Origin of the sequence: Polaribacter sp., from assembly GCF_049276715.1 — a bacterium.
Classification (GTDB): domain Bacteria; phylum Bacteroidota; class Bacteroidia; order Flavobacteriales; family Flavobacteriaceae; genus Polaribacter.
Genome location: NZ_JBASWY010000021.1, coordinates 39,205 through 64,520 on the forward strand (window position 1 = coordinate 39,205; position 25,316 = coordinate 64,520).

Here is a 25,316-nt window from a genome sequence, read left to right on the forward strand (position 1 = left end):
TATTTTAAGCTGTTTGTAAATTATTAGGTGAAACGTTTACGACTTCTCCATTTACTAAAATTTGTAAATTAGAATTGCCTTCAATTTCAAAATAAGTTTCATTTTGACCAACATTTACTTTTATAATTTGATTTCTAAAATTAACTTTAAATGTATAAGATTTCCATTGTTTTGGAATTTTTGGAGAAAAAGAAAGCATATTATTTATAATTCTCATGCCTCCAAAACCTTCCACAATACTCATCCAAGTTCCAGCCATAGAAGTAATATGCAAACCTTCTTCTACTTCGTGATTGTAATCGTCTAAATCTAAACGTGAAGTTCTTAAATAAAAAGTATAAGCTTGTTCCATTCTATCTAACTTTGCAGCTAGAATACTATGTACACAAGGCGAAAGCGAACTTTCGTGAACTGTAAATGGTTCGTAAAAATCGAAATGGCGTTCTAATTCCTCTGTAGCAAAATGGTCTTCAAACATATAAAAACCTTGCAAAGTATCTGCTTGTTTTATGTAAGGTGAACGTAAAATTCTGTCCCAACTCCATTTCTGATTGATAGGTCTTTGGCTCTTCTCTAAATTGGCAACTGTAATTAATTCTTTGTCTAAAAATCCATCTTGTTGTAAAAAAACATTGTGTTTTTCTGAATATGGAAAGTATATATTGTCTGAAACTTTTTTCCATTTCATTAGTTCATCATCAGAGAAATTAGTTTTTTCTTTGATTCGGATGTAATCAGAAATATGATCCGATTTTACAATATTGATGTTTTCTAAAGCATAATTTATACACCATTTTGCAATGTAATTTGTGTACCAATTATTATTGATGTTATTTTCATATTCATTCGGACCAGTTACGCCCAAAATCATAAATTTATTTTTGTTTGACGAAAATGTTGCTCTTTGTTGCCAAAAACGTGCAATACCAATTAGTACTTCTAATCCTTTTTCTGGGATGTAAGAATAATCGTTTGTAAATCTGAAATAGTTAAAAATTGCAAAGGCAATTGCTCCATTTCTATGAATTTCTTCAAAAGTTATTTCCCATTCATTATGGCATTCTTCGCCATTCATGGTAACCATTGGATACAATGCTGCTCCATTTTTAAAACCTAATTTAGTTGCGTTTTCTATGGCTTTTTCTAAATGATTATATCTGTATTCTAATAAAGTTCTTGCAACAGATTGGTCTTTGGTTGCCATATAAAATGGAATGCAATAGGCTTCTGTGTCCCAATAAGTGCTACCACCATATTTTTCTCCAGTAAATCCTTTTGGTCCAATGTTTAAAGAAGCATCTTTCCCTAAATACGTTTGATTTAATTGAAAAATATTAAATCGAATACCTTGTTGTGCTTTTATATCACCATCAATGGTAATATCTGACATGTTCCAAATTTTTGCCCAAGAATTTTTCTGCATTTCTAACAATGCATCAAAACCAAAACTTACAGCTTTGTCTAAAATATCTTTTGCAGCATGAATTAAATCCTCTTTTTTATGATTTCTATCCACTACATAACCTCCAAATTTATGAATTGTGTAGGTTTGATTTTTTTTAATTTCTTGTTGATAATTACATGAAGTATAATTTGTTGTTTTAGTATTATTACATCCCGTAATTACTTCATCATCATTTATAAACAATCGAGATTCCATAAAAGTACATGTATAAAAATGTGTTTTCATGGTTCTTGCCTTAATAAATGACTGTTGGTTGTTTTGATAAACTTCTAAAACATCCCAAAATTGATCATCCCAATTGGTATCTTCATTGGTAATACCAGCATCTAAATAAGGAGAAAAAGTTATTTTACAATCTCCATTTAAAGGGGTAACACTATATTTTATTGCACCAACCTCATCTAATTCTAAACTTAAAAAACGCTGGGTTTCTACTTTAACTTTAATACCATTTTGTAATTGAGCTTCAAAACTTCTAGACAACCAACCTTCTTTCATGTTGAGTTCTCTTTTAAATTTTGAAACAGACTTACACGTATTTAAATCTAAGTTTTCAGTATTAATAAGTACATTTATTCCTATCCAATTTGGCGCATTTAAGACTTTTGCGAAATACTCTGGATACCCATTTTTCCACCATCCAACACGTGTTTTATCTGGATAATAAACACCAGCAATATAACTTCCTTGAAATGTTTCACCTGAATAGTTTTCTTCAAAATTAGCACGTTGTCCCATGGCTCCATTTCCAATACTGAACAAACTTTCTGAAGATTTTACCATTTCTTTGTCAAATCCTTCTTCGAGAATTGACCAAGCGTTTGGTTTTATATAATCTTGATTCATTTTTTTTTCTTTTTGAGAGAAAAGAACAGAGAAGAAAGAATAAAGATAAGTCTGGAATTATTTTAGAATATTTCTTTTTTCTTGTTTCTAAACTCTTGTTTCTTTTAACTAACTATTAATTTTTTTATAAAATTGGTATTGATTTCAGTAAAATCTTTGAAATTAAATTGAGCTTCAGAAAGCACATTTTTATCACCAATGCCAATGCTTACCATTTTTGCAACATTTGCAGCTTCAACCCCAGCAACAGCATCTTCAAATACAACACAGTTATTAGAATTAACTCCTAATTGTTTTGCTGCAAGCAGAAAAACTTCAGGGTCTGGTTTGGCTTTGGTTACATTATTTCCGTCTACAATGGTATCAAAATAATGCAATAAACCTACTTTCTCTAAAATTGGTTGTGCATTTTTACTAGCTGACCCTAAGGCAATTGGAATTTTATTTTCTTTTAAAAATTCTAAAATTTTAGGAACATCTGGCAGAATCTCTGATTCGTCCATATTTTCTATGTACTTTAAATAGTCTACATTTTTTTCGACCATCCAAGTATCAAATTCTTTTTGTGTTGCTTCTCTATTACCAATTTCTAACAAAATTTCTAAACAACGTTTTCTACTAACGCCTTTAAATAGTTCGTTTTGTTCTTTGGTAAATTCGAAACCTAATTCGTTTGCTAGCTTTTTCCAAGCTAAATAATGGTATTTTGCAGTGTCTACAATAACACCATCTAAATCAAAAATAAATCCTTTTTTCATTTAATTCGTTTGCACTACATCATCTACATCTTTTACTTTGTAGACTAAAGCTGCAGCAATTAAGAAACTAAATCCACTAATCATTAAAGCGAAAATTGCTTCATTATTGTAAGCATATTTTACTAATGGACCGCCAATTAAAGCATTGATAATTTGTGGAATTACAATGAAGAAATTAAAAATCCCCATGTAAACTCCCATTTTTTTAGCAGATATTGAACCTGCTAAAATTGCATAAGGCATTGCTAAAATACTTGCCCAAGCAATTCCAACTCCTATCATAGAAACAATTAACCAATTTTCATCTGGCATTATGTAAATTGATAAAAGTCCTAAGCCTCCAATAATTAATGAAATAGCATGTGTTCTTTTTCTTCCAATTTTCTTTGCGATATAAGGTAAAGCAAATGCATAAAATGCTGAAACAAAATTGTAAATCCCAAAAAGAATTCCGACCCAATCTCCTGCATTTTGATATGTTACACTACTACTATCTGTGTGTGGTAAACCGTAAATGTGTTGCGCTATTGCAGGTGTAGCAAAAACCCACATTCCAAAAAGTCCAAACCAAGAAAAGAATTGCACCCAACTTAATTGACGCATTGTTGTTGGCATCTTTTTGAAATCATCAAAAATATCCATCAAACTAGAACTTTCTTGTTCTTCTTGAGTATCTGCAGATTCGTTATCAAAACTTGCTAATTCTTCTGGAGAATATTCTTTGGTAGTTGAAACTGTAACTAAAATCGAAATAATTAAAATAATTGCTCCAATAATAAAAGACCAAATTAAATTTGCTGGCACAACACCTTGGGAAGTTTCGTTTGAAACACCAAACCAATTTGCCAAAGCGTAAGGAAGCCAAGAACCAATTACGGCTCCAAAGCCAATTAACGCTGTTTGAATACTAAAGCCTGCTGTTCTCTGATCTGTTCTTAAATTATCGCCCACTAACGCCCTAAAAGGCTCCATAGCAATATTAAAAGAGGCATCCATAATCATTAAAAAACCTGCTCCAACCCAAAGTGCTGGTAAAAAGGCTATAAAAATATCTGCTTGTGGCATTAACACCAAACCAATAGAAGCTAAAATAGCTCCAACTAAAAAATAAGGTTTTCTTCTACCGAATTTTCCCCAAGTTTTATCACTATAATAACCAATGACGGGTTGAACAATCAATCCCATTAGAGGAGCAATAATCCAAAACCAAGAAAGTTCGTGTACGTCTGCACCAAATATTTGAAGAATTCTACTTGCGTTCGCATTTTGAAGTGCAAAACCCATTTGTATTCCTAGAAATCCAAAACTCATGTTCCAGATTTGCCAGAAGCTTAATTTACGCTTTTCCATTATCGAATATTATTAATGAATATTACGATAAGTTTTTATGACTTATCAATTATTAAAGTGTGGAATGAAATTTATTGATAAATCTTAATATGGTAACAAATATATGTTTTTTTTACGAAGTTGATAAAAAACATGTATTTTTTTTACGACGACGGTTTCGTAAAGGAATAGTATTTACGACGACGTTTTCGTAGATTCTCTCAACTTTAAGTCGCTAGAAATTACAATTTTCTTAGGTTTATAAATTGCAGACTCGTTTTCAATTCTTTCTATTAAAAGTTCTACAGCTTGCTTACCCATTGTAAAGCCATGTTGTGCAATTGTAGTAATAGATGGAGAAGAATATTCAGATATTAAACCGTCTGTAAAACCAATAATTGAAATATCATTTGGTATGTGCAAACCTTTTTCTTTGGCTATTCTCATTGAGTTTGCTGCATAAATTTCATTTACAGCAAATACTCCATCTATATCCTCTTTGAATACTTTTTCAATTTGATTTTTAATGTCTTTATTCTCATCTATCTCAATTATTAGATTCTTATCCGTTTTAATATAAGCCTCTATTAATGCTTTTTCATAACCCTGTCTTCTTAGTGTTCCTACATTTACATGTTTAGGCGTAGTAATTAAAGCTATTCTATTTCTACCATTTTCCAACAAATGTTTGGTTGCTTTATAGCCAGCTCCAACATCATCTACAACTACTTTATCACATAGAATTTCATCTACAACTCGATCAAATAAAACCAGAGGAATTTCTTCAGAAACCAACTCTTTTAAATGATCAAACTCTCTATTCTCTAATGTTTCACTAGCTATTGAAATAATGATACCATCTACACTACCATTAGATAAAACCTTTAGTGTTTCAACTTCTTTTTTATAAGATTCGTTAGAAAAACAAACCATAATATTATACCCTTTTTTATTTGCGCCATCTTCAATTCCCATAATTACTGTAGAGAAAAAATGATGCACTATTTTAGGCAAAATAACACCAATCACCTTGGTTTTTTGGTTACGTAATTGCAATGCTAAATGATTAGGTTTATAATTGTAATGATTAGCATAAGCCTGTATCTTTTCTTTAGTTTCTATACTTATCTCATGGCTATCTTTTAACGCTTTTGAAACCGTAGATGTTGAAACTCCTAATTCTTTTGCTATTGTCTTTATGGTAATTTTTTGCTTCATTTTTTATAGAAAGAAAAGTTTTGGTTTATTTTTTTTGCTAATTTAATGAATTTTAAGTAAAAAAAGTTGTCAACACGAAACCGATTTCGTAACTTTTAAAGTATTAGAATTAAGTATTTCTTAACTATATTTATAACGTGGAATGTGAATTTATTGTTAACCAAATCAAATTTACATTATTATTTAACAAATTATACATGAAAAAATTTAAATTATTTTTAATTGGAATTCTCTTTATTTCTTCTTTTGCCGCATTTGCTCAGCAAACAGTAAAAGGAGTTGTGAAAGAAAATGCTACTGGGCAACCTTTGCCTGGAGTTAGTGTTGTAGTGAAAGGAACTACAACAGGTACTGAAACAGATTTTGATGGAAACTTTACAATTGACAAGGTAAAAACCGGAGATATTCTTGTTTTCAAATATTTAGGTTATGCAGATAAAGAAGTGGTAATAGCTTCTAATTTTAACCTAATAGTGCAATTAGAAGAATCAGCAGAGTCTTTGAATGAAATTATAGTTATTGGTTATGGTACAACAACCGTAAAAGATGCTACAGGTTCTGTGGAGGCAATTACTGCCAAAGAATTTACTAAAGGTAACATTGTAACTCCAGAAAACTTATTAAGTGGACGTGTTGCTGGGGTAAACATTACTACAAGTGGTGCTCCTGGTTCTGGTTCAGAAATTAGAATTCGTGGAGGTTCATCTCTAAACGCTTCAAATAATCCTTTGATAGTTATTGATGGTCTGCCATTATCTGGCCTTGATTTAAATAGTATAAACCCAAATGATATAGAGTCTTTCTCTGTATTAAAAGACGCTTCTGCAACTGCAATTTATGGTTCTAGAGGTGCGAATGGAGTTATTATTATTACTACTAAAAAAGGTAGAACAGAATACTCATTAGATTATGACTATCAAGTTGCATTTGCAGAAATTAAAGACAGAATTAATGTTTTTGATGCAAATGCCTTTCGCCAACTTATTGCACAACAAAGACCTGGAGATGTAGGTTTATTAGGCAATGCAAATACAAATTGGCAAGATCAGGTTTTTCAAAAGTCTGTTTCTACACAGCACAATATTAGTGCAAAAGGGCAAATTTTTAATAGAATTCCTACAAGACTTTCTGTAAACTTCTCTGAAATTGAAGGAAATATTTTAACATCTAAATTTGATAGATCAAACGTTTCTTTATCTATGAATCCATCATTTTTTGATGATCATTTAAAAGTGAATTTAAACTACAATAGAGCTTTTGTTAACGAAAGATTTGCAGATGCTGGACAAGTGAATGCAGCTTTACGTTACGATCCTACACAACCTGTGTATGATCCAACATCGCCTTTTGGTGGCTTTTACCAACATATTACTAGAACTCCAGGAGGTATCTTAATTGATAATGGTACAAGAAACCCGGTTGCAGCACTATTGCAAAATGAAAATAGATCTAACAGATTTAGACAATTTGGTAATTTAAAAATTGATTATAAGTTACACTTTTTACCTGAGGTTATAGCTAGTGTAAGTGCAGGTTTCGATAAATCCGTTCAAGAGGGTTCTTTTTTTAATCCTTTAAATAGCCCTGCAAACTATACAGATTTATTTATTGGAGGAGAAGGTTCATATACAAACGAAAGTCTGAATGAAAACTTTAATGCAACATTAAACTACAATAATACTTTTGGCAAATTTAAAACGGATGTTTTAGTAGGTTATGATTATCAATCTTTTAATGGTAATGGAGATAGCACTGGAAACACAAGAAACCCAAATGACGCAGGTTTTACTTCTTATGCAAATACACCTGTTGTATTAATTGGATTTTTAGCACGTGCTAATTTAACTTTTAATGAAAAATACCTGTTAACGTTGAACTACAGAAGAGATGGTACATCGCGTTTTGGTCCTCAAAACAGATGGGGTGATTTTGGAGGAGCTGCATTCGCTTGGAGAATGAGTGATGAAGCTTTCTTAAAAAACAATAAAGTAATTTCTGAATTGAAATTGCGTGCTTCTTATGGTATTAATGGTCAACAAGATGGTATTACAGGTGATTTATACTTGGATAGATATCGTTTTGGAAACCAAGGTTCTGGATATATTTTTGGTGGTGTTCCAATTCAATCAACCATTCCTTCTGAAAGAAGTAATTTAAGATGGGAAAACGTTGCGACTATAGAATTTGGGCTTGATTATGGTTTGTTTAATAACAAAATTTCTGGTTCTATAAATGCTTTCCGAAAAAATTCAACTGATTTAATTTCGGATGCACCTGTTGCAGATGGTTCTAACTTTACCAATAGAGTTTTACAAAATATTGGAGACTTGGAAGTAAATGGTTTAGAATTTACAGTAAATGCTGATGTTATAAAAACAGAAGATGTAAATTGGAATATTAACTTTAATGCTACTTATTTAGATAGAGAAATTAAAGAACTTGCTTTAGGGCAAGATATTACAACAGGAGGCATTGCAGGTGGTACAGGTAACTTTATACAATTATTTAGAGAAGGTTTTGCACCAAACTCTTTTTACGTATTTAAACAATTGTATGACACATCTGGAAACCCAATAGAAGGTGCTTATGCCGATTTAAATGGAGATGGTATTATAAATACGCAAGACAGATATTTAAAAGAGGATCCACAAGCCGATTTAAGTTTTGGTTTTCAATCTAGTTTTAATTACAAGAACTTCGATTTAGCATTCAACCTTAGAGCAAATATTGGTAACTATGTATACAATAACGTAAACTCTGGTTTAGCTCAATACGATTTACTACAAGACAATGCAGTATTAGGGAACATCCCAACATCTGTTTTGAATACAAATTTTAATAGCACTTCAGATGTTATTATATCAGACATTTATCTTGAAAATGCATCATTTTTAAGAATGGACAACATTACCTTTGGATATACTTTTGATAGACCAATCAAAAAATTTGCATCAAATAGCATCCGTTTATGGGCTGGTATGCAAAATGTATTTACAATAACTAACTATACTGGTTTAGATCCGGAATTAGGAAGTGGTGGTATAGACAACACAAATTATCCACGTCCAAGAACTTTCTTGGTTGGAGCTAATATTAAATTTTAATTACTAAAAAATTAATGATGAAAAAAATATTTAAAATAGAAAAAATAGCCATCCTATTTTTGGTCATGGTAGTTGCTCTGTCATCTTGTACAAAAGATTTAGACATCACACCACAAGATGATCAAGACTTATTAGGTGAAGATTTTTTTACAAAAGAAACTGCTTACAAAGAGTTACTAGCAGGCGTTTATGGAAATCTCTCTTTAACTGGGGTTGATGGTCCTGGATCATCAAATATTGATGGTTTAGATGCAGGAACAAGTCAATTTGGACGTGTATTATTATACCTACAAACACTCTCTGCAGATCAAATGATCTGGTCTTATGAAAATGATCCTGGAACTCGCGAAATACAGCGTAATATTTGGAATGCAGATGACCCTATTGTTTATGGAATGTTTGGTAGAACTCATGTAACTATAGCTTTTGCTAATAATTTTTTAAGAGAAACTACCACTGCCAAGTTAGATGAAAGACAAGTTTCAGCAACTACGAGAGCAGAAATTGTTAAGTTTAGAGCAGAAGCTAGATTGTTAAGAGCGATGTCTTATTATTATATGATGGATTTGTTTGGTCAAGCAAACTTTTCTACGGAAAATGATGCAATTAATGCACAACCACAAGCATACAACAGACAACAATTGTTCGACTATGTAGAGTCTGAGTTAAAAGATATTGAGGCAGATTTAGCAGATCCAATGTCTGTAGAACATGGAAGAGCAAGTAAAGGAGTAGCATGGATGATTCTAGCTAAAATTTATTTGAATGCAGAAGTGTATATTGGACAACCTAAATATACAGAGTGTTTAGATTATTGTAAAAAAATAATAAATGGAGGTTACACTTTAGCATCTAATTATTTGCATAATTTTATGGCAGATAACAACACAAATTCTGCAAGAAATGAAATTATTTTTCCTTTAATTTCTGATGGTACTTACACTCAAAACTATGGTCCAACTACAGTTATGATTAACGGTTCTGTTGGTAGTATAGAAGCCAATGGAGCGCCTCTTGGTGTTGCTGCTGGTGGTTGGGGAGGCGCCTTAAGATTAAGAAAACAATTTGTGCAATTATTCGATGCAAGTATTTTTAATAACGATGCCAGAAATACAATTATTTCTTCTGGAAGAAATATTGAAATTACAGATATTTCTGATAGAGATCAAGGCTTTATTTTACAGAAATATTCGAATGCAAAATCTACAGGTGGTTTTGGTGCAGACCAAACTTTTGTAGACACAGACTTTCCTTTATTTAGATTAGCAGATGTTTATTTAATGTATGCAGAAGCTCATTTAAGAGGTGGTTCTGGTGCAAATCCTGGAGATTTAACTGCTTACATAAATGCATTAAGAACAAGAGCAAATAATCCTCAAAATAATTTAACCCTAGCAGACATCAATTTAAATTTTATTCTTGATGAAAGAGCTAGAGAGTTACATTGGGAAGCTCATAGAAGACAAGATTTAGTTCGTTTTGGCAGATTTACTGGTGGTTCTTACAATTGGGTTTGGAAAGGTAATGGAACTAATGGTATAGCTTTACCTACCAATTTAAACTTATATCCAATACCTTCTGCAAGTTTATCTTCTAACCCAAATTTGACTCAAAATGCAGGGTATTAATTTTAAAATTAAATTACAAAACATGAAAAACATAAAAAGATTTTCAGCAATAGCATTCTTTGGACTATTTTTATTAATATTCCAAGCGTGTGATGACAGCTCTGAAACATTTACTATTTCTGCTCCAACTGCTCCAGTCTTGGCCGAATTAAACTTCACAGATTTAGTTTTAGACGCTGTAAACACAAATAACCCAGCAGTTACCTTAAATTGGAACGAAGCTGATTATGGTATACAGGCATCTATAAGTTACGCAGTTCAATTTTCGAAAGATGATGTATTTACTGCTCCTGTAACTGCTTCTGCAGTAACAGGGAGAACTTCAGTGACTTTATCTATGAGTGAAGTAAATACAGCAGCTGGTAATGCAGGTTTAAATCCTTTCGAATTAAAACCAATTTTTATTAGAGTTGTATCTTCTTTAGGCTCTCAAAATACTGAGAAATCCATGTCTAATATTATACAATTCAATGTATATCCTTACTTTAATTATACATTTAAAGACTATTATTTAGTAGGCGATGCTACAGCTCCTAATTGGAATAACAATAGTAATAACCCAGCATTATTTAGAGATCCTGCAGATAGTAATAGATTTTATTATACAGGATATTTTGGAGCCGCTCAATTTAAAGTACTCGAAGTAAAAGGACTTTGGCAACCACAATGGGGCACAAACGATGGAACTACTATTGATGTAAACCCTGGTGGAGGGACAGATCCTGGAACTTTTCCAAAAAATAACAGTTCTATTACAACAGCTGGTTTCTATAAATTCACAATAGATTTTGCTACAAACAAATTTACTTTTGAGCCTTTTAATGCAACTGGTATAACCAGTCCAGCAAGTTTATCTTTACAAGGATCAAGTACTGCAAATTTAGCTTTATCACCATTATCTTTCGATGGCCATATTTGGTATGCTAATAGTGTTCGATTAACACCTGGAGATGTAGAATTTGTAACAGGTGCTGGAGATAAATGGGGAAGTTCAACTTCTTTTTCTGGAACTGCAACCAATGGTGGTGGTACAATTCCTGTAATTGTTGAGGACGATTATGATGTTTGGTTTAATGACTTAACTGGACAATACATATTTATTCCTTTAAACTTATAATATCAATTAATTTTAAAAAATAAAAAATGAATAATTTTATAAAAAAGTTAAGCTATATATTTCTTTCATTAACCTTATTATTAGGCTCTTGTGACGTAGAAGAAAGCTTAACAATTACAAGTCCTGATGCAGCTTTTGTGCTAGACACTCCAGGTATAAGTAGTGTGTTTTTAAATTTTTCGCTTCCAAATAATCCTGCATTTACCATTACTTGGAAAGATGAGATAAATACATCTGCAGACTATACTGTAGAAATGTCTACAGATGCAGATTTTACAACACCTGTTTCTTTAGGGAATACCACAAAGAATAATTTCTCGATGACAGTGACAGCTTTTAACGAGGCAATTAATAATGCTGGTGTTACAAACTTTAGAGATGTTGCAATTTATATGAGAGTAAAAGCAAATAATTTAACTACAAATACTGTTTTATTATTAGTAACCACATATCCTGTAAATGCACCTACTATTACTGGTGTTTCAGATGGTGATTCTTTTGTATTAACATTAGCAAATAATGATGCTACTGCCTTAACGATTGGTTGGAATGATCCTATTTTAAATTCAACGTTAAATTTAGACATTGAATATATTCTAGAAGCAGCTTTAGATGGTACAAGTTTTGCGACACCAATAGAATTGGCAAAAGTGAAAAACATGAATAGTGTTTCTTTAACAAATGCTAAATTAAATACAGCTGCAATTCAAGCAGGAATTGCTGTAGACACTACTGGTAAATTACAATTAAGAGTAAGAGCAATTATAACAGATACTGCTACAGGAACTGTTTTAGAAAGAGTAGCTACAAGCGTTACTATTAACGTAACTACATACTTAACTGTTTTAGATTTATCTACAACTTGGGGTGTAGTAGGTTCTGCAGCTAACAATTGGGGTGCAACTCCAGATTTACCATTCTTTAAAACGGATGTTGATGGTGTTTTAGCAGCTTATGTTAACTTAATTGATGGTGAATTTAAATTTAGAGAAAATAACGATTGGGCTAACAATCTGGGTAGTACAAGCTCTACTGGTGGTGCATTAACTGCTAATGGAGATAATATGACTGTAACTGCTGGATCTTACAAAATTGTTTTAGATTTAAATAATATGAACTATACAATAGAAAGTTTTTCTATAGGTATAGTTGGTGGTGCTTATAACAATTGGGGCGCTACTCCAGATTTTATGTTAGAATACGACCAGTATTCAGATGTATTTAGAGGTCTTGTTACTTTTATTGATGGTGAGTGGAAGTTCAGATTAAATAACGATTGGGGAACCAATTGGGGTGATACTGGTGCTGATGGAACTTTAGAACTAAATGGAGCTAACATCGCAATTACAGCAGGAACCTATTTCGTAACTTTTGATATGAACGATTTAACTTACGAATTAGAGGCAGTAACTAATGTATGGGGTCTTGTAGGTGGTGCTTATAATAATTGGGGAGCTACTCCAGATGCACAATTTAAAAGAGATTGGTCTAAACCTTTTAACGATGTTTGGATTTTAGAAAACGTTACCTTAATTGATGGTGAATACAAATTTAGAGCTAACAACGATTGGGGAACCAATTATGGAGATTCTAATGGTGATGGTGTTTTAGAATTAAATGGTGGTAACCTAAATACAGTTGCAGGTACATATTCTTTTGTACTGGATTTTTCGGATTCAAATTCACCTACTTACACAAAAAATTAAATTTAAATTATTTAAGAGCTATCTAAAATGATAGCTCTTTTTTTTTATTACATCTAACTATGAAAAAAATTACTTTATTCTTTTTTCTATTAACAACCATTGCCTATACTCAAGTTCAGACAGCAAATTTTACGGTTTCACCAACAACATTTGAAGAAAACGAAGAAATTACAGTTACAGTTTCAGGTGTAAATACAACAACTTGGGGTGTTTCAGATATTTATCTTTGGGCATGGTCTTTTGATGTAAATGATGAAAACATTATGGACTCTCCAACCAATGGAAGTTGGACAAACTCGAATGAAGCTCAAAAGTTAACCAATAATGGTAATGGAACATATTCTTTTAGTTTTACACCAACAACATTGTATGCCAGAACAGGAATTGGTAAAATAGGAATGTTAGTAAAAGCAAAAAATGGAACAGGTGATAAAAAATCTCAAGATCAAGTTTATGAAGTGGGTAAATTTCAACTTACCCTAACTACACCATCTGTAACAACTACAATTATAAATTCTGGCGAAAACGTTGCTGTATCAGCATCCGCTAGTTTACCTGCAAATTTTAATTTAAAAGCAAATGGAGTTTCTGTAGATCAAAAAACGAATATTACAAAATATAATTTTACTACTCCTGTTACTGTAAATACTAATTTTGTATTAGAGGCTGTAAATAATGGGGAAACTAAAAGTGCAACATTTCAAATAATTGTTAAACCTACTGTAACTGAGGCTTCCTTGCCAAGTAATTTATTAGATGGTATTAATTTTGATGAAAACGATCCTACAAAAGTAACTTTGGTTTTATATGCGTTAGGAAAAGAGTTTATTCATGTTATTGGCGATTTTAATAATTGGGAAATAAACAATAATTATTTACTTAAAAAAGATAGTTCTAAAAATAGATTTTGGATAGAGTTAACAAGTTTAACACCACAAACAAATTACTCTTTTCAGTATTTAATAGATGGTAAAATAAGAGTTGCAGATCCTTATTCTACTCAAATATTAGATCCTGTTGAAGATCAATATATCAATTCTACAACCTATCCTAATTTACCTGTTTATCCAACAAATAAAACAAATCATGCAGTTTCCTTATTAAGAACTGGTGATACAGAATACAACTGGCAAGTAGTAAACTTTCAAAAGCCTGCAAAAACAGATTTAGTAATTTATGAGTTATTAATTAGAGATTTTGATGAATTACATAGTTTTGATGCTGTAAAAGCACGTTTAGATTACTTGCAAGAACTTGGTGTAAATGCCATAGAGTTTATGCCTGTTAATGAATTTGATGGAAATTTATCTTGGGGATATAATCCTTCTTTTCATATGGCTCTAGATAAATATTATGGCTCACCAAAAGCATTTAAACAATTAATAGATGAATGTCATAGAAGAGGTATAGCTGTAATTTTAGATATTGTTTATAACCATGCAACAGGTCAAAATCCATTTTATAGAATGTACAATACTGATGATGGGAATTATGGTGGGCAAGCAAGTGCAAATAGCCCATTCTTTAATCAAACTCCAAAACATGCTTATAATGTTTATAATGACTTTAATCATAGTAAACAAGATGTAAATGATTATGTAAAAAGAACTACACAATATTGGATTCAGGAATTTAAAATAGATGGTTTTAGATGGGATTTAACAAAAGGTTTTACACAAAATTGTACAGCAAATGATGAAGGCTGTACAGGTAATTTTCAGCAAGACAGAGTAACTATTTTAAAAGAATATGCTGATTATCAATGGGAAATAGATCCAAATTTTTACATAATATTTGAACATTTAGGTGGTAATACTGAAGAGTCTGAATGGGTGAATTATCGTTTAAATGAAGGTAAGGGAATTATGATGTGGGGCAACCATAATTATAACTACAGACAAGCTGTAGCTGGTAAGAATAATGATTCTAATTTTTCTTGGATTTCATACAAAAATAGAGGTTGGTCTGTACCTGCAAATATAGGTTATATGGAAAGCCATGATGAAGAGCGTTTAATGTACGAATGCATCACTAATGGAAACTCTTCTGGCAGCTACAACATTAAAAACTTAAATACTGCTTTAAAACGTCAAGAAATTGCTAGTGCCTTTTTCTTTACTGTACCTGGTCCAAAAATGATTTGGCAATTTGGAGAATTAGGTTATGATATTAGTATCAATCAAAATGGTAGACTTGGAAATAAACCTATTTTATGGAATTATTTTAACATACAAGAAAGAAAAAATATTTATAATGTATACAACAATTTAATTCAGTTAAAGCAAAAATATGACATTTTTAAAACTTCGAACTTTACAATTGATGCCACTAATACAAACGGATTAAAGAAAATTCAATTAACAAATACTTCATCTGCAGAAATACAATATATTAATGTAATTGGAAATTTTGGTGTAACCACTCAAAATATAAATCCTGTTTTTCAAAAAACTGGAGCTTGGTACGATGTTTTAAACAACAATCAAATGATAAATGTTACAAATACAAATACCCTAATTTCTTTAGCACCTGGCGAGTTTAAGGTATATGCAAATAATGCTGCTGTACTCTCAACTGAAAATTTATTTTTAGAAGCTGATGTTCTTATATATCCAAATCCTGTGAAATCATCTTTTAAATTGAATATTGAGAGTACCAATCTTATTATATATTCTGTTAATGGAAAAAAAATTAAAGAATTTTCTGGAAACTTTTCAACCAATAAAAACTTTTATGTAGAAAATTTAAAAAAAGGTTTTTATCTCTTAGAAATTAAAAATGATAAAGGAAGAAGCTACAAGAAGCTTATAATCGATTAAGTTCATTAAATTTAAAAGAGCTGCTTCTAAAGCAGCTCTTTTATTTTTTGTAAAGTAAAATTGATTTCTTCTTTTGTGGTAAATTTCGAAAACGAAAAACGAACAGAAGTATTATTTGCTTGCTTATCACTTAATATTTCTGCTAAAACATGAGACCCTTTACTGCTTCCACTTTGACAGGCAGAACCTCCAGAAACAGCAATTCCAAGCATGTCTAAACTAAATAAAAGCATGTCGTTTTTTATTGGAAAACGAACATTTAAAATCGTATAACTACTCTTTTCTATTTGAGAAGAAAAACCATTAAATTGAATATCTTTTGATATTTTTTGTAACTCATCAATAAAATAATTTTTAATTTCTAGTTGATGATTTTTGTCTTTTTCTAAATTCGAATAAGCAATTTCTAAGGCTTTTTCCATACCTAAAATACTGTGCACATTTTCTGTACTAGACCTTGCTCCCATTTCTTGATCTCCACCAAAAAACATAGGTAAAATTCCAAATCCTTTTTTAAAGTATGCAAAACCAACACCTTTTGGCCCATGAAATTTATGTGCACTCGCTACAATAAAATCTATAGGCGTTTCTTTTAAATCTATTTTGTAATGGCCAATTGCTTGCACAGTATCAGAATGAAAAAGAGCATTGTGTTTTTTACATAAAACACAAATTTTATCAACAGGTAAAATGTTACCAATTTCATTATTGATAAACATTAAACTCACTAATGTTTTAGCTTTTGAAGTGGATAATAATTCTTCTAAATGATTTAAATCTACAGCACCAAATTCATCAACATTTACAAAATCTAAAATTATATTCTGCTTTTTTTCTAGAAACTCACAACAATGTAAAACTGCATGATGTTCAATTCTTGAAGTAATAATTCTCTGAACGCCTAAATGTAAAACTGCATTTTGTAAAATAAAATTATCGGCTTCTGTGCCACCAGCTGTAAAAACAATTTCACTAGCAGAAACATTAAAATGTTTGGCTATATTTTTTCTGGCAGTTTCCACAGCAGATTTTGCTTTTCGACCAAATTGATGCGTAGAAGATGGATTTCCAAAATTTTCTTGCATAGAAATATGCATCAATTCTAAAACCTCAGCATCAATTTTTGTAGTTGCAGCATTATCTAAGTAAACAGCTTTCATTTGGTAAAAATACGCTTTTATCGGTAAAAATTTTCTTGTCTTTTGATTCTCTACTCTTCAATCTTGATTCTTCTTTCCCTAATCTACACTATTCTGAAAAACATACACTTCTGTAGCTCCCAAACCATATTTTTTATAAGATGCATCGTAATATTTTACAGGATATTTGTTTAACAAACTATATAATTCCGATTTTAAAACCCCTTCTCCTACTCCATGTATAAATACGATTTTCGAAATTCTTTTATTAATGGCATATTCAACTTTATTTTTTGCAGTATCTAATTGTAAATTTAACATGTCGTAATTATCCATGCCTCTAGTTGATTTTGTAAGATGATGAATATGCAAATCAACTTCCATAATAACCTCATTTTTGTCTTTGGTAAAATGGCTTTTTTTCTTTGTTTTATTTTCTGTCTTCTGTTTTAAAAGCGGATTATTAATATCAGAAAACTTGGTTAACTCATGCTGGTCAATACCAATTTTTACCAATTCAGATTCAGAAAAATTAAAAATCATTCCATCTTCGGTTTCGACAGAAACTTCATCTTTTGAAATATTTACAACTTTACCTGTTAACACATCATCTAAAACAGCTACTTTATTTCCAATTTCTAAACGCATTCTTAACCTTATATTAATTTAGTTGAATTCTTTTTTGACTTAATTTTGTACAAAAATAAGAACATGCTGAAAACTTCAACTATATCTATTGAAAACTTCTTTGAAAATGCCCATAAAAAGGTTGTAATTACAGATGATAGAAAAAAACAGTTACAAATAGTTGCAGAAACGATTGCAAAAGAATATGCTAAAAATGAAATTGTAAATCTTAATTTTATCTGTACTCACAATTCTCGAAGAAGTCAATTAGGACAAGTTTGGAGTTTTTATGCTGCAGCCTATTTCAATCTAAATATTCAATCATTTTCTGGAGGAACAGAAGTAACTGCTTTTTATAGAAATACGGTTAAAACTTTACAGAAAGCAGGTTTCTTATTCAAATTAGAAGATTTTTCGCATCAAAACCCAAAATATCAAATTACTTTTGATGGTAGTAGAAACTATATTTTAGGTTTTTCTAAGTTGTATGATGACACTATGAATCCAGAAAAATTTATAGCCATTACAACTTGTAATAATGCTGATAAAAATTGTCCATATATACCCACTGCAAGCTACAGATTTCATTTGCCTTTTGTAGACCCAAAACATGCTGATGGGACTCCAAATCAAGATGAAGCTTATTTAGAAACGAACAAACAGATTGCTGCAGAGGTCTATTTTATTTTTACATCCGTAAAAAAATTACTCTCTTAATTTTTTTTTGTAGAAACGATTAGAAATAACACTTGTTTGGCTCTAGCCATCTTGTATTTCTATTAAAACTAAAGTCTACCTGAAGTATAATTTCGTGAGAACTAAAATTACCTCCAAGAGTTGATAATGTATGATCGTAAGCATAACCTATTCTAAACTTTTTATTCAAAATAACAGCGAACATTGCACTTAACGAGTTTTGATAACGATAAGACAACCCAGCTTCTATAGCTTCTTTGTATAAAAAATTAGAGTTTATATCTATTGATATTGGTTGGTTTGAAGTATATCTAATCATTGTTGAAGGCTTAAACATAATGTCTTCTGACAGTTTAAATAATACTCCAGTAGTTAAGAAATAATTTAGGTTTTTATCAATAGTTATTCCACCTTTCTGATTTTCTTCGATATAAAATTGTGGTGTTTCTAAAATATATGGCAAAGATAAACCTACATAAAATTTTCTATTGTAAAAAAAAGCCCCAAAACCTACGTTTGGGAAATTACCAGTTGTAGATGCATATACTTCGTTATCTACTGTAATTCCGCTTGCTAAATTGTTATTAAAAAAAGTAATTCCGCCTTTTAAACCAAATGATAATCTACTGTATTGAGAAGTGATAATTGTATAAGAAGCATCTATATTAATGTTATTTGTGCTTGTTAAACCTATGTTATCATTTACAAAAGTTGCCCCAATTCCTAAACCTCTATTTAATCTTCCATTCACTGAAAAGGTGCTTGTTTCTGGGGCTCCTTGCACTCCAACCCATTGTTTACGACCTAAAGCAGACAAACTTAAATCTGCTCTAACACCAACATAAGCAGGGTTAATTACCTGCATATTATACAAATATTGCGTGTAATTTGGTACTTGTTGAGCATATGTATTTAAACTGATAAAAATCAGCATTACTATTATTAAGACAATTTTATTTTTTATAAACATCATCTTATCAATTGTATAAAATTTGTTCTTGGTTTTGTAACACCATCATTAAAATCTAAGGTATAATAATAAACCCCAACAGGAACTGGATTACCATTGTAAGTTCCATCCCACCAAATAGGATTTGTTCTACCATTATTGCTGTAATTGTAAACTTCATTTCCTTGGCGATTGAATATGACCAACTTAAAATTCGGAAATTCTTCTATTCCTCCAATTTTAAAAACATCACTTCTTCCATCAGAATTTGGAGAGAATAAATTAGGATAATCGTTGTCTTTAATAGTACCAATTGCTGATGGCTGAACTGCATTAGATATATTGCCTAAGTTTGTAGTTGCTCTAAATAGAAAGGTTTCTGTGTCTTCATTTATGCTATCATCTAAGGTTTTTATGGATTGGTTTATTTCAGATGATAAAGCTGGAATACTCGCTAACAATGCAATAGATTCGTAATCTTGATTTGCAGTTGTAGTTTGGTCTATGGTTTCTAAAACTAAATTAATTGGCAAGTAGTTTTGCATAGGATTTAAATTTGCGTTTAAAAGCCTAATTGTAAACAACATTGTATTCCCTTCTTCTACTGTTACATCTTCTATACTTATTAATGGATTTGGATCTACATCTACAATTGTAGCTGTTTTTGTCAAATCTTGTAACCCAATATTTGTTGTAGTTACTGTTCCAGTTACGTTTAAAGTTTCTTCATCTAACTCATTTAAATTGTCTAAAAGCGAAGTAATACTAAATGAAACTTGTGTATTTGTATTGTTTGGATCTATTGTTCCATTAATAGTTAAGGTTTCTGAATATGAAGTGTAATCTTGTGGACTTATTGCCAAATCATCACTGGTATTTACGTCAATTATAATAGGTGTAGAACAAGGATTGCTCAAAACAATTGTATGCATTAAATCTACACCTTCATCTTCTCTAGAATTGTTCATTGTTATTGATGGTGCAGCATCATTATCTAAAATAGTACCTATTGCATTTACCTCTGTATTTAAGGTATTGTTTGATGTAACTGTTGCATTTAAAGTAAAAAGTTCTGTGATTTCAAAAATAGTGTCTTCTAAAGAAGAAACTGTAAATTGGGCTGAATTTGTAAATGGAGGAATTGTGAATGTGGTATTTGTAAAGCCTGAAAAATCGAAAGGAGAAGTTGCTACATCAAATATAGCTGTAGTATCTGTTCCATTTATGGTTGATAAATTAAAATCGATTGGCGAAGCACTTGTTATAAATACAGAATTATCATTTTTAGTAACCAAAGTAAATGTAAATACAAAATCGTTGCTTTCTGTTTCTGTAATATTGTCTATTTGAATTAAAATTGCAATGATTTCTCTCCAATCTCTTTCTGGTGTATCTGTATTATCTGCATTTGGAAAACTTAATGGAGTTTGTCCATTTGTAGGATTTACCAGATTTGTATTCGTATCAAAAGCATCATCTAAACCATCATTATCTATATCTATGTTAATTGCTATTGTTTCTGGAGTTCCATCAGTATTAGTATCCCAACCTTCTATGCTATCATCTCTAATATCATTATCAGAATTTGTGTCTATATAATCTGGGATTCCATCATTTTCAGAATCAATAGGAATTAGACCATTTGGGTAAGCAGAATCAATTCCATCTTCAGAAACTACTCCATTTAAAGTGATATAATTCGATGTTAATTGAGCTTCTATATTGTCTACAATTCCATCTCCATCTGCATCAATATCTACATAATTTGGATTTCCAGTTGAATCTGTGTTCGGAACTACATAATTAATTGTGGCATTTGTAGTATCATTATTTTCTAGAGTATTATCTAGTCCGTTTGCGCCAACTGTATTATTTGTTCTTCCATTGTTGTTCGTATCTGCAATACTATTTCCAGCTTCTATGATGTCTAAAATTCCATCATTATCACTATCTAAATCTAAATGATTAGCAACGCCATCATTATCAAAATCAAAAATATCTACAATTCCATCTCCATTTCTATCTGCTCCAAAATCTGTATCTCTGTAATTTGGAATTAAATCTGCATCATCATCATCTAAAGGATTTAACCCATTATATTCTAGCACGTCTGGAATAGTATCATTATCATCATCAATGTCCAAAACATTCGATATTCCATCATTATCTGTATCTGTAAAGACATTGATAGTTACAGAATTGGAAGAACTTACTGTATTGTTTAAAGGGTCTTTTGCTGTAAAAAGGGCAGTATTCGTTGCACTACAGTTTTCACTAAAAACTGCCGAAAATTGAACTGTTATAGATTCGTTAGCCATTAATAAGCCTGAGGTTCCATTAAAAATATTGGTGTCTGAAGTACCATTAAAACTTAGATTTAGAATAGGATTTGATGTAGCTGTAGAACTTTGAATAAAAGGTGTGCCCACTGAGACAAGCTTTCCTGTGCAAATATTTGATAAATTATCTGCTAGCTGTAAATCTTCTAATTGAACAGATTCGCTAGTATTTGTAATGGTAATTTGGAAGGTTACTTCTTCGTGCTCTAAAATTCCGTTTGGAATTGGTTTAGAATCGGAAATTATTTTTGTTGTTCTCGAAGACGAGTCAAAAACAAAACGCATACCTAAAGTGATGCAACTGCATTGAGAATCTGCAGAAACGGATGAAGTTGGAGCTCCTGCAAAATAATAAGAATCAACATGATCTCCTAAACCATCAGACCATTTAACGAATGATCGGATATTCTTATTAATTTCGAGTGTTTCATCAAAATCATCAATTGGTCCTTGGGTTTGAGATTTATCCATTTGATAAAAATAACTGTAACGACTATTACTAATGGGCGCAATTAAATAATAGATCTCTAATCTTATCGTTTCCCCTCCAGGTAATGTATTGTTGTTGGTTAGTAAATTGGTTTCAGTTATACCATTGTATGCTGTATTTATAGTAACATTTGGACCAGCAACTTGGGTTATTCTAATATCATTAAAGGTAATTCCTTTAGAAATAAAATCTCTTAAACCCATATTAAAATTCACATTACTTGCTGCTGCAGCTCCTTCGTTTGTAATTATTAATGTGTTTACAAAGTCATAAGATCCGTTTGAATTTGCTGTACCTGGTGGGTTTTGAACGTTATTATTAAATTCTGGCACATTTAGAGCAGCACTTACAACTGCTTCTGTAGAGTGAAAATCTCTAAGAGTTATAGAGTTTGTTGATGCACCACTACTATCTGATACATTAAGTGTATTTGTAAAATTGATGTCTGAACCTGAGGGAGTAGGGTTTGGTCTACCATCACAAAATGCTCTTACTGTTACACAATAACTTATAAAAATTGATTGTCTTGGGTATAGGGTAAAATTATTAATAGCTTCCTCACTAAAAAAACTAGTGGAAGTACCATTTACAAAATTAAGATTAATAGCATTATTGTTGAATTCTTTTGGATAAGGTTGCCCAGAGAAATCATTTGTAAAATTATCATTTTGAATACTTATTTGATCTACAGTAACTATACAACCAGATCCAAATGTAGCTTGTAAATCGTTGACTAAATCAATATTTTTAATGAGACTTGAAGGATGAAAATCTTTGGCATTACTTCTATTTCTTAAAACAACACCATATCTAATTTTATAAAAATTGCTGCTTGTAAAACCTTGGTTACAACTCGTTAAACTTAAAATTTCTATTAAATTTTCTGTAGGTTCAATTGTTAAAAACAAATTAGCTGAACTTATAAAAGTGCCATCTGTAATGGTATAATTTATAACAGGAACTTCACCTATATAGTTTGGTGCAGCAACCAACGTATAACTACCATCTTGAAACAATGTAAAATCTCCTTCAGCTAAATTGGCAGTTTGTCCAAAGCTATAGGTAATTCCATTTATTAAAAATTCAGTAATCGATAAAACATCTTCATTTAAGTCTGTGTCATTTTCTAAGACGCCAGCTGCACTTACATTTAAAGTTGAATTTTCATCGGCAGTATCATAATCATCATTAGCAACAGGAGGTGTAGGCGGATAAATTACTGATAAATTTAAATTTGCAGAACTCGTAAAAGAGCCATCTGTTATTGTATAATTAATTAAAGTAACATTTCCTGTATAATTGGGAATTGGTGTAAAATTGTAACTGCCATCAAGAAAAATTGTGATACTTCCTTCAGCAAAACTGGCTGTCTGACCTGCGTTAAAAGTTGCCCCATTTATTAAAAATTCTGCAACTGTAAGAACATCATTATCTGGATCTGTGTCATTATCTAAAACACCTGGTGAAACAACATTTAATGGAGTATTCTGAAATGTATTATTAGTATTGTCATTTGCAATTGGAGGATTAGGAGATAAAAAAACAGCAATATTTAAACTGGCAGAACTTGTAAAAGCACCATCTGTGACTGTGTAATTAATAGAAGGGACAACTCCTTCAAAATTTAAAGCTGGATTAAAAGTATAGCTTCCATTTGCAGAAATTGTAATACTTCCTTCTGCAAAAGCAGCAGTTTGCCCTGCATTAAAAGTTAACCCACCTATTAAAAAATCTGTAACTGTAAGAACATCATTATCTGGATCTGTATCGTTTGCTAAAACACCAGGAGAAGCTTCGTTTAAAGTAACATTTCGAAATGTAGTATTATTATCATTATTTGCAATGGGTTGTCTCGGGTTTACAACAACAGATAAATTTAAATCTGCAGAACTTGTAAAAGTGCCATCTGTGATTGTGTAATTTATTAAAGGAACATCTCCTTCAAAATTTAAAGCTGGATTAAAAGTATAGCTTCCATCTGCAGAAATTGTAATACTTCCTTCCGCAAAACTAGCAGTTTGCCCTGCATTAAAAGTTAACCCACCTATTAAAAAATCTGTAACTGTAAGCACATCATTATCTGCATCTGTGTCGTTTTCAAGAAGTCCAGGTGAAACCTTGGTGAGCGTTGTATTTATAAATGTAGTATCGTTATCGTTATTCGCAGTTGGAGGAACTTGTGCAACCAAAAAATTAAATAAAAACGAGAAAAGTATTGATATTCTAAAATAGTTTTTTATCATAATTATTTGTCATTTAAAAAACCTTTTATATTTTTTCTTAATGACTGAAAATTTAAATTTCTAAATTCTTATTATAAGGTATACTTTTTAATATATGATTTATCACATTTACTCTTGCATCTGTTTTTCTGTTCGCACGAATAATTTTCCAAGGTGAAATTGGAGTGTTCGTTTTATCGAACATTGCATTTTTATATTCTGTGTATTGATCCCAAAGAATCTGCGCTTTTTCGTCAATCTTTGTCATTTTCCATTGTTTTAGAGGATCACTCTTTATATCTGCAAAACGTTTGGCTTGTTCTTTTTTAGATATAGACATATAAATTTTAACCAAATGAATACCAGATTCTAAAATCATTCTTTCAAAATCATTTACTTGGTTCATAAATATTTTATATTCTTCTTGAGTACAAAAGTCATTTACAGGCTCTACAACTGCCCTATTATACCAACTTCTATCAAAAAAAACCATTTCTCCTGCCTTTGGAAATTGCTCTACATATCTTTGAAAATACCACTGAGTTTGCTCATCATCAGATGGTTTTGGCAAAGCCACAATTCTCATATGACGTGGGTTAATTCGTTCTGTAAGTCTTCTAATGGCGCCACCTTTACCTGCTGCATCTCTACCTTGAAAAACGATAATTATCCTTTCATTATTGTTTATCGCCCAAGTTTGCATTCTAATTAACTCCACTTGTAATTTTTTAAGCTTTTTTACATAATTTATGTAACGTAAAGCTTTACCAATACTTAAAGGTTCTTTTGATAAAAGTGCTACCAAACCTTTTTTTGTATTTAGTTTATTGATGTCTGCATCAGATAATTTTCTAGTCATTCTTT

The 25,316-nt window shown here is 31.0% G+C and carries 15 protein-coding genes; 6 read left to right on the forward strand and 9 right to left on the reverse strand.

From position 1 onward, the window contains the following. Positions 1-4 precede the first annotated feature (4 nt). From WAO74_RS05250 to WAO74_RS05265, 4 genes are all read right to left on the reverse strand, one after another. On the reverse strand, positions 5-2,311 hold the full coding sequence (locus WAO74_RS05250) for a glycoside hydrolase family 65 protein (protein ID WP_422160137.1): 2,307 nt from the start codon (positions 2,309-2,311) through the stop codon (positions 5-7). A gap of 104 nt (positions 2,312-2,415) precedes the next feature. Continuing rightward, positions 2,416-3,069, reverse strand: coding sequence for a beta-phosphoglucomutase (gene pgmB / locus WAO74_RS05255; protein WP_422160139.1), 654 nt, complete (start codon positions 3,067-3,069; stop codon positions 2,416-2,418). Then, positions 3,070-4,419 carry an MFS transporter gene (locus tag WAO74_RS05260; protein ID WP_422160141.1) on the reverse strand — a complete coding sequence of 450 codons (1,350 nt, stop codon included), beginning with the start codon at positions 4,417-4,419 and terminating at the stop codon, positions 3,070-3,072. Between the two features lie 174 nt (positions 4,420-4,593). Then, positions 4,594-5,616 carry a LacI family DNA-binding transcriptional regulator gene (locus WAO74_RS05265; protein WP_422160143.1) on the reverse strand — a complete coding sequence of 341 codons (1,023 nt, stop codon included), beginning with the start codon at positions 5,614-5,616 and terminating at the stop codon, positions 4,594-4,596. A 197-nt stretch (positions 5,617-5,813) separates the two neighbouring features. Between WAO74_RS05265 and WAO74_RS05270 the strand changes: the two genes are divergently transcribed. The 5 genes from WAO74_RS05270 to WAO74_RS05290 are packed head-to-tail and all read left to right on the forward strand — an operon-like array spanning position 5,814 to position 15,990. Beyond that, a complete protein-coding gene (locus WAO74_RS05270; protein WP_422160144.1) occupies positions 5,814-8,720 on the forward strand; it encodes a SusC/RagA family TonB-linked outer membrane protein in 2,907 nt (968 codons plus the stop codon). A 17-nt stretch (positions 8,721-8,737) separates the two neighbouring features. Next, complete coding sequence (locus WAO74_RS05275) at positions 8,738-10,348, forward strand: RagB/SusD family nutrient uptake outer membrane protein (protein WP_422160146.1); 1,611 nt, start codon at positions 8,738-8,740, stop codon at positions 10,346-10,348. A 22-nt stretch (positions 10,349-10,370) separates the two neighbouring features. Continuing rightward, entirely contained in the window at positions 10,371-11,465 is a 1,095-nt protein-coding gene (locus tag WAO74_RS05280) for a SusE domain-containing protein (protein WP_422160148.1), read from the forward strand. Between the two features lie 26 nt (positions 11,466-11,491). Beyond that, a complete protein-coding gene (locus tag WAO74_RS05285; protein ID WP_422160149.1) occupies positions 11,492-13,171 on the forward strand; it encodes a SusE domain-containing protein in 1,680 nt (559 codons plus the stop codon). Between the two features lie 59 nt (positions 13,172-13,230). Next, positions 13,231-15,990 (forward strand): alpha-amylase family glycosyl hydrolase, encoded by a 2,760-nt coding sequence (locus WAO74_RS05290; RefSeq protein WP_422160151.1) that lies wholly within the window; start codon positions 13,231-13,233, stop codon positions 15,988-15,990. A 26-nt stretch (positions 15,991-16,016) separates the two neighbouring features. On the opposite strand, the gene WAO74_RS05295 is transcribed toward WAO74_RS05290, so the two are convergent. Then, entirely contained in the window at positions 16,017-17,150 is a 1,134-nt protein-coding gene (locus WAO74_RS05295; protein WP_422160153.1) for a cysteine desulfurase family protein, read from the reverse strand. Positions 17,151-17,228: 78 nt separating this feature from the next. Beyond that, a complete protein-coding gene (locus WAO74_RS05300) occupies positions 17,229-17,777 on the reverse strand; it encodes a Smr/MutS family protein (protein WP_422160155.1) in 549 nt (182 codons plus the stop codon). Positions 17,778-17,840: 63 nt separating this feature from the next. On the opposite strand from WAO74_RS05300, the gene WAO74_RS05305 reads away from it, so the two are divergent. Continuing rightward, complete coding sequence (locus WAO74_RS05305) at positions 17,841-18,473, forward strand: hypothetical protein (protein ID WP_422160156.1); 633 nt, start codon at positions 17,841-17,843, stop codon at positions 18,471-18,473. A 19-nt stretch (positions 18,474-18,492) separates the two neighbouring features. Here the strand turns inward: WAO74_RS05305 and WAO74_RS05310 are convergent, their stop codons facing one another. Genes WAO74_RS05310 through ppk2 form a run of 3 tightly spaced genes read right to left on the reverse strand, consistent with a single transcriptional unit; the run spans position 18,493 to position 25,311 of the window. Further along, on the reverse strand, positions 18,493-19,425 hold the full coding sequence (locus WAO74_RS05310) for a type IX secretion system membrane protein PorP/SprF (RefSeq protein ID WP_422160158.1): 933 nt from the start codon (positions 19,423-19,425) through the stop codon (positions 18,493-18,495). After that, a complete protein-coding gene (locus tag WAO74_RS05315) occupies positions 19,422-24,473 on the reverse strand; it encodes a cadherin-like domain-containing protein (protein WP_422160160.1) in 5,052 nt (1,683 codons plus the stop codon). The genes WAO74_RS05310 and WAO74_RS05315 overlap by 4 nt, the downstream gene beginning before the upstream one ends. Before the next feature lie 52 nt (positions 24,474-24,525). Then, a complete protein-coding gene (ppk2, locus tag WAO74_RS05320; protein WP_422160162.1) occupies positions 24,526-25,311 on the reverse strand; it encodes a polyphosphate kinase 2 in 786 nt (261 codons plus the stop codon). Positions 25,312-25,316: the final 5 nt, after the last annotated feature.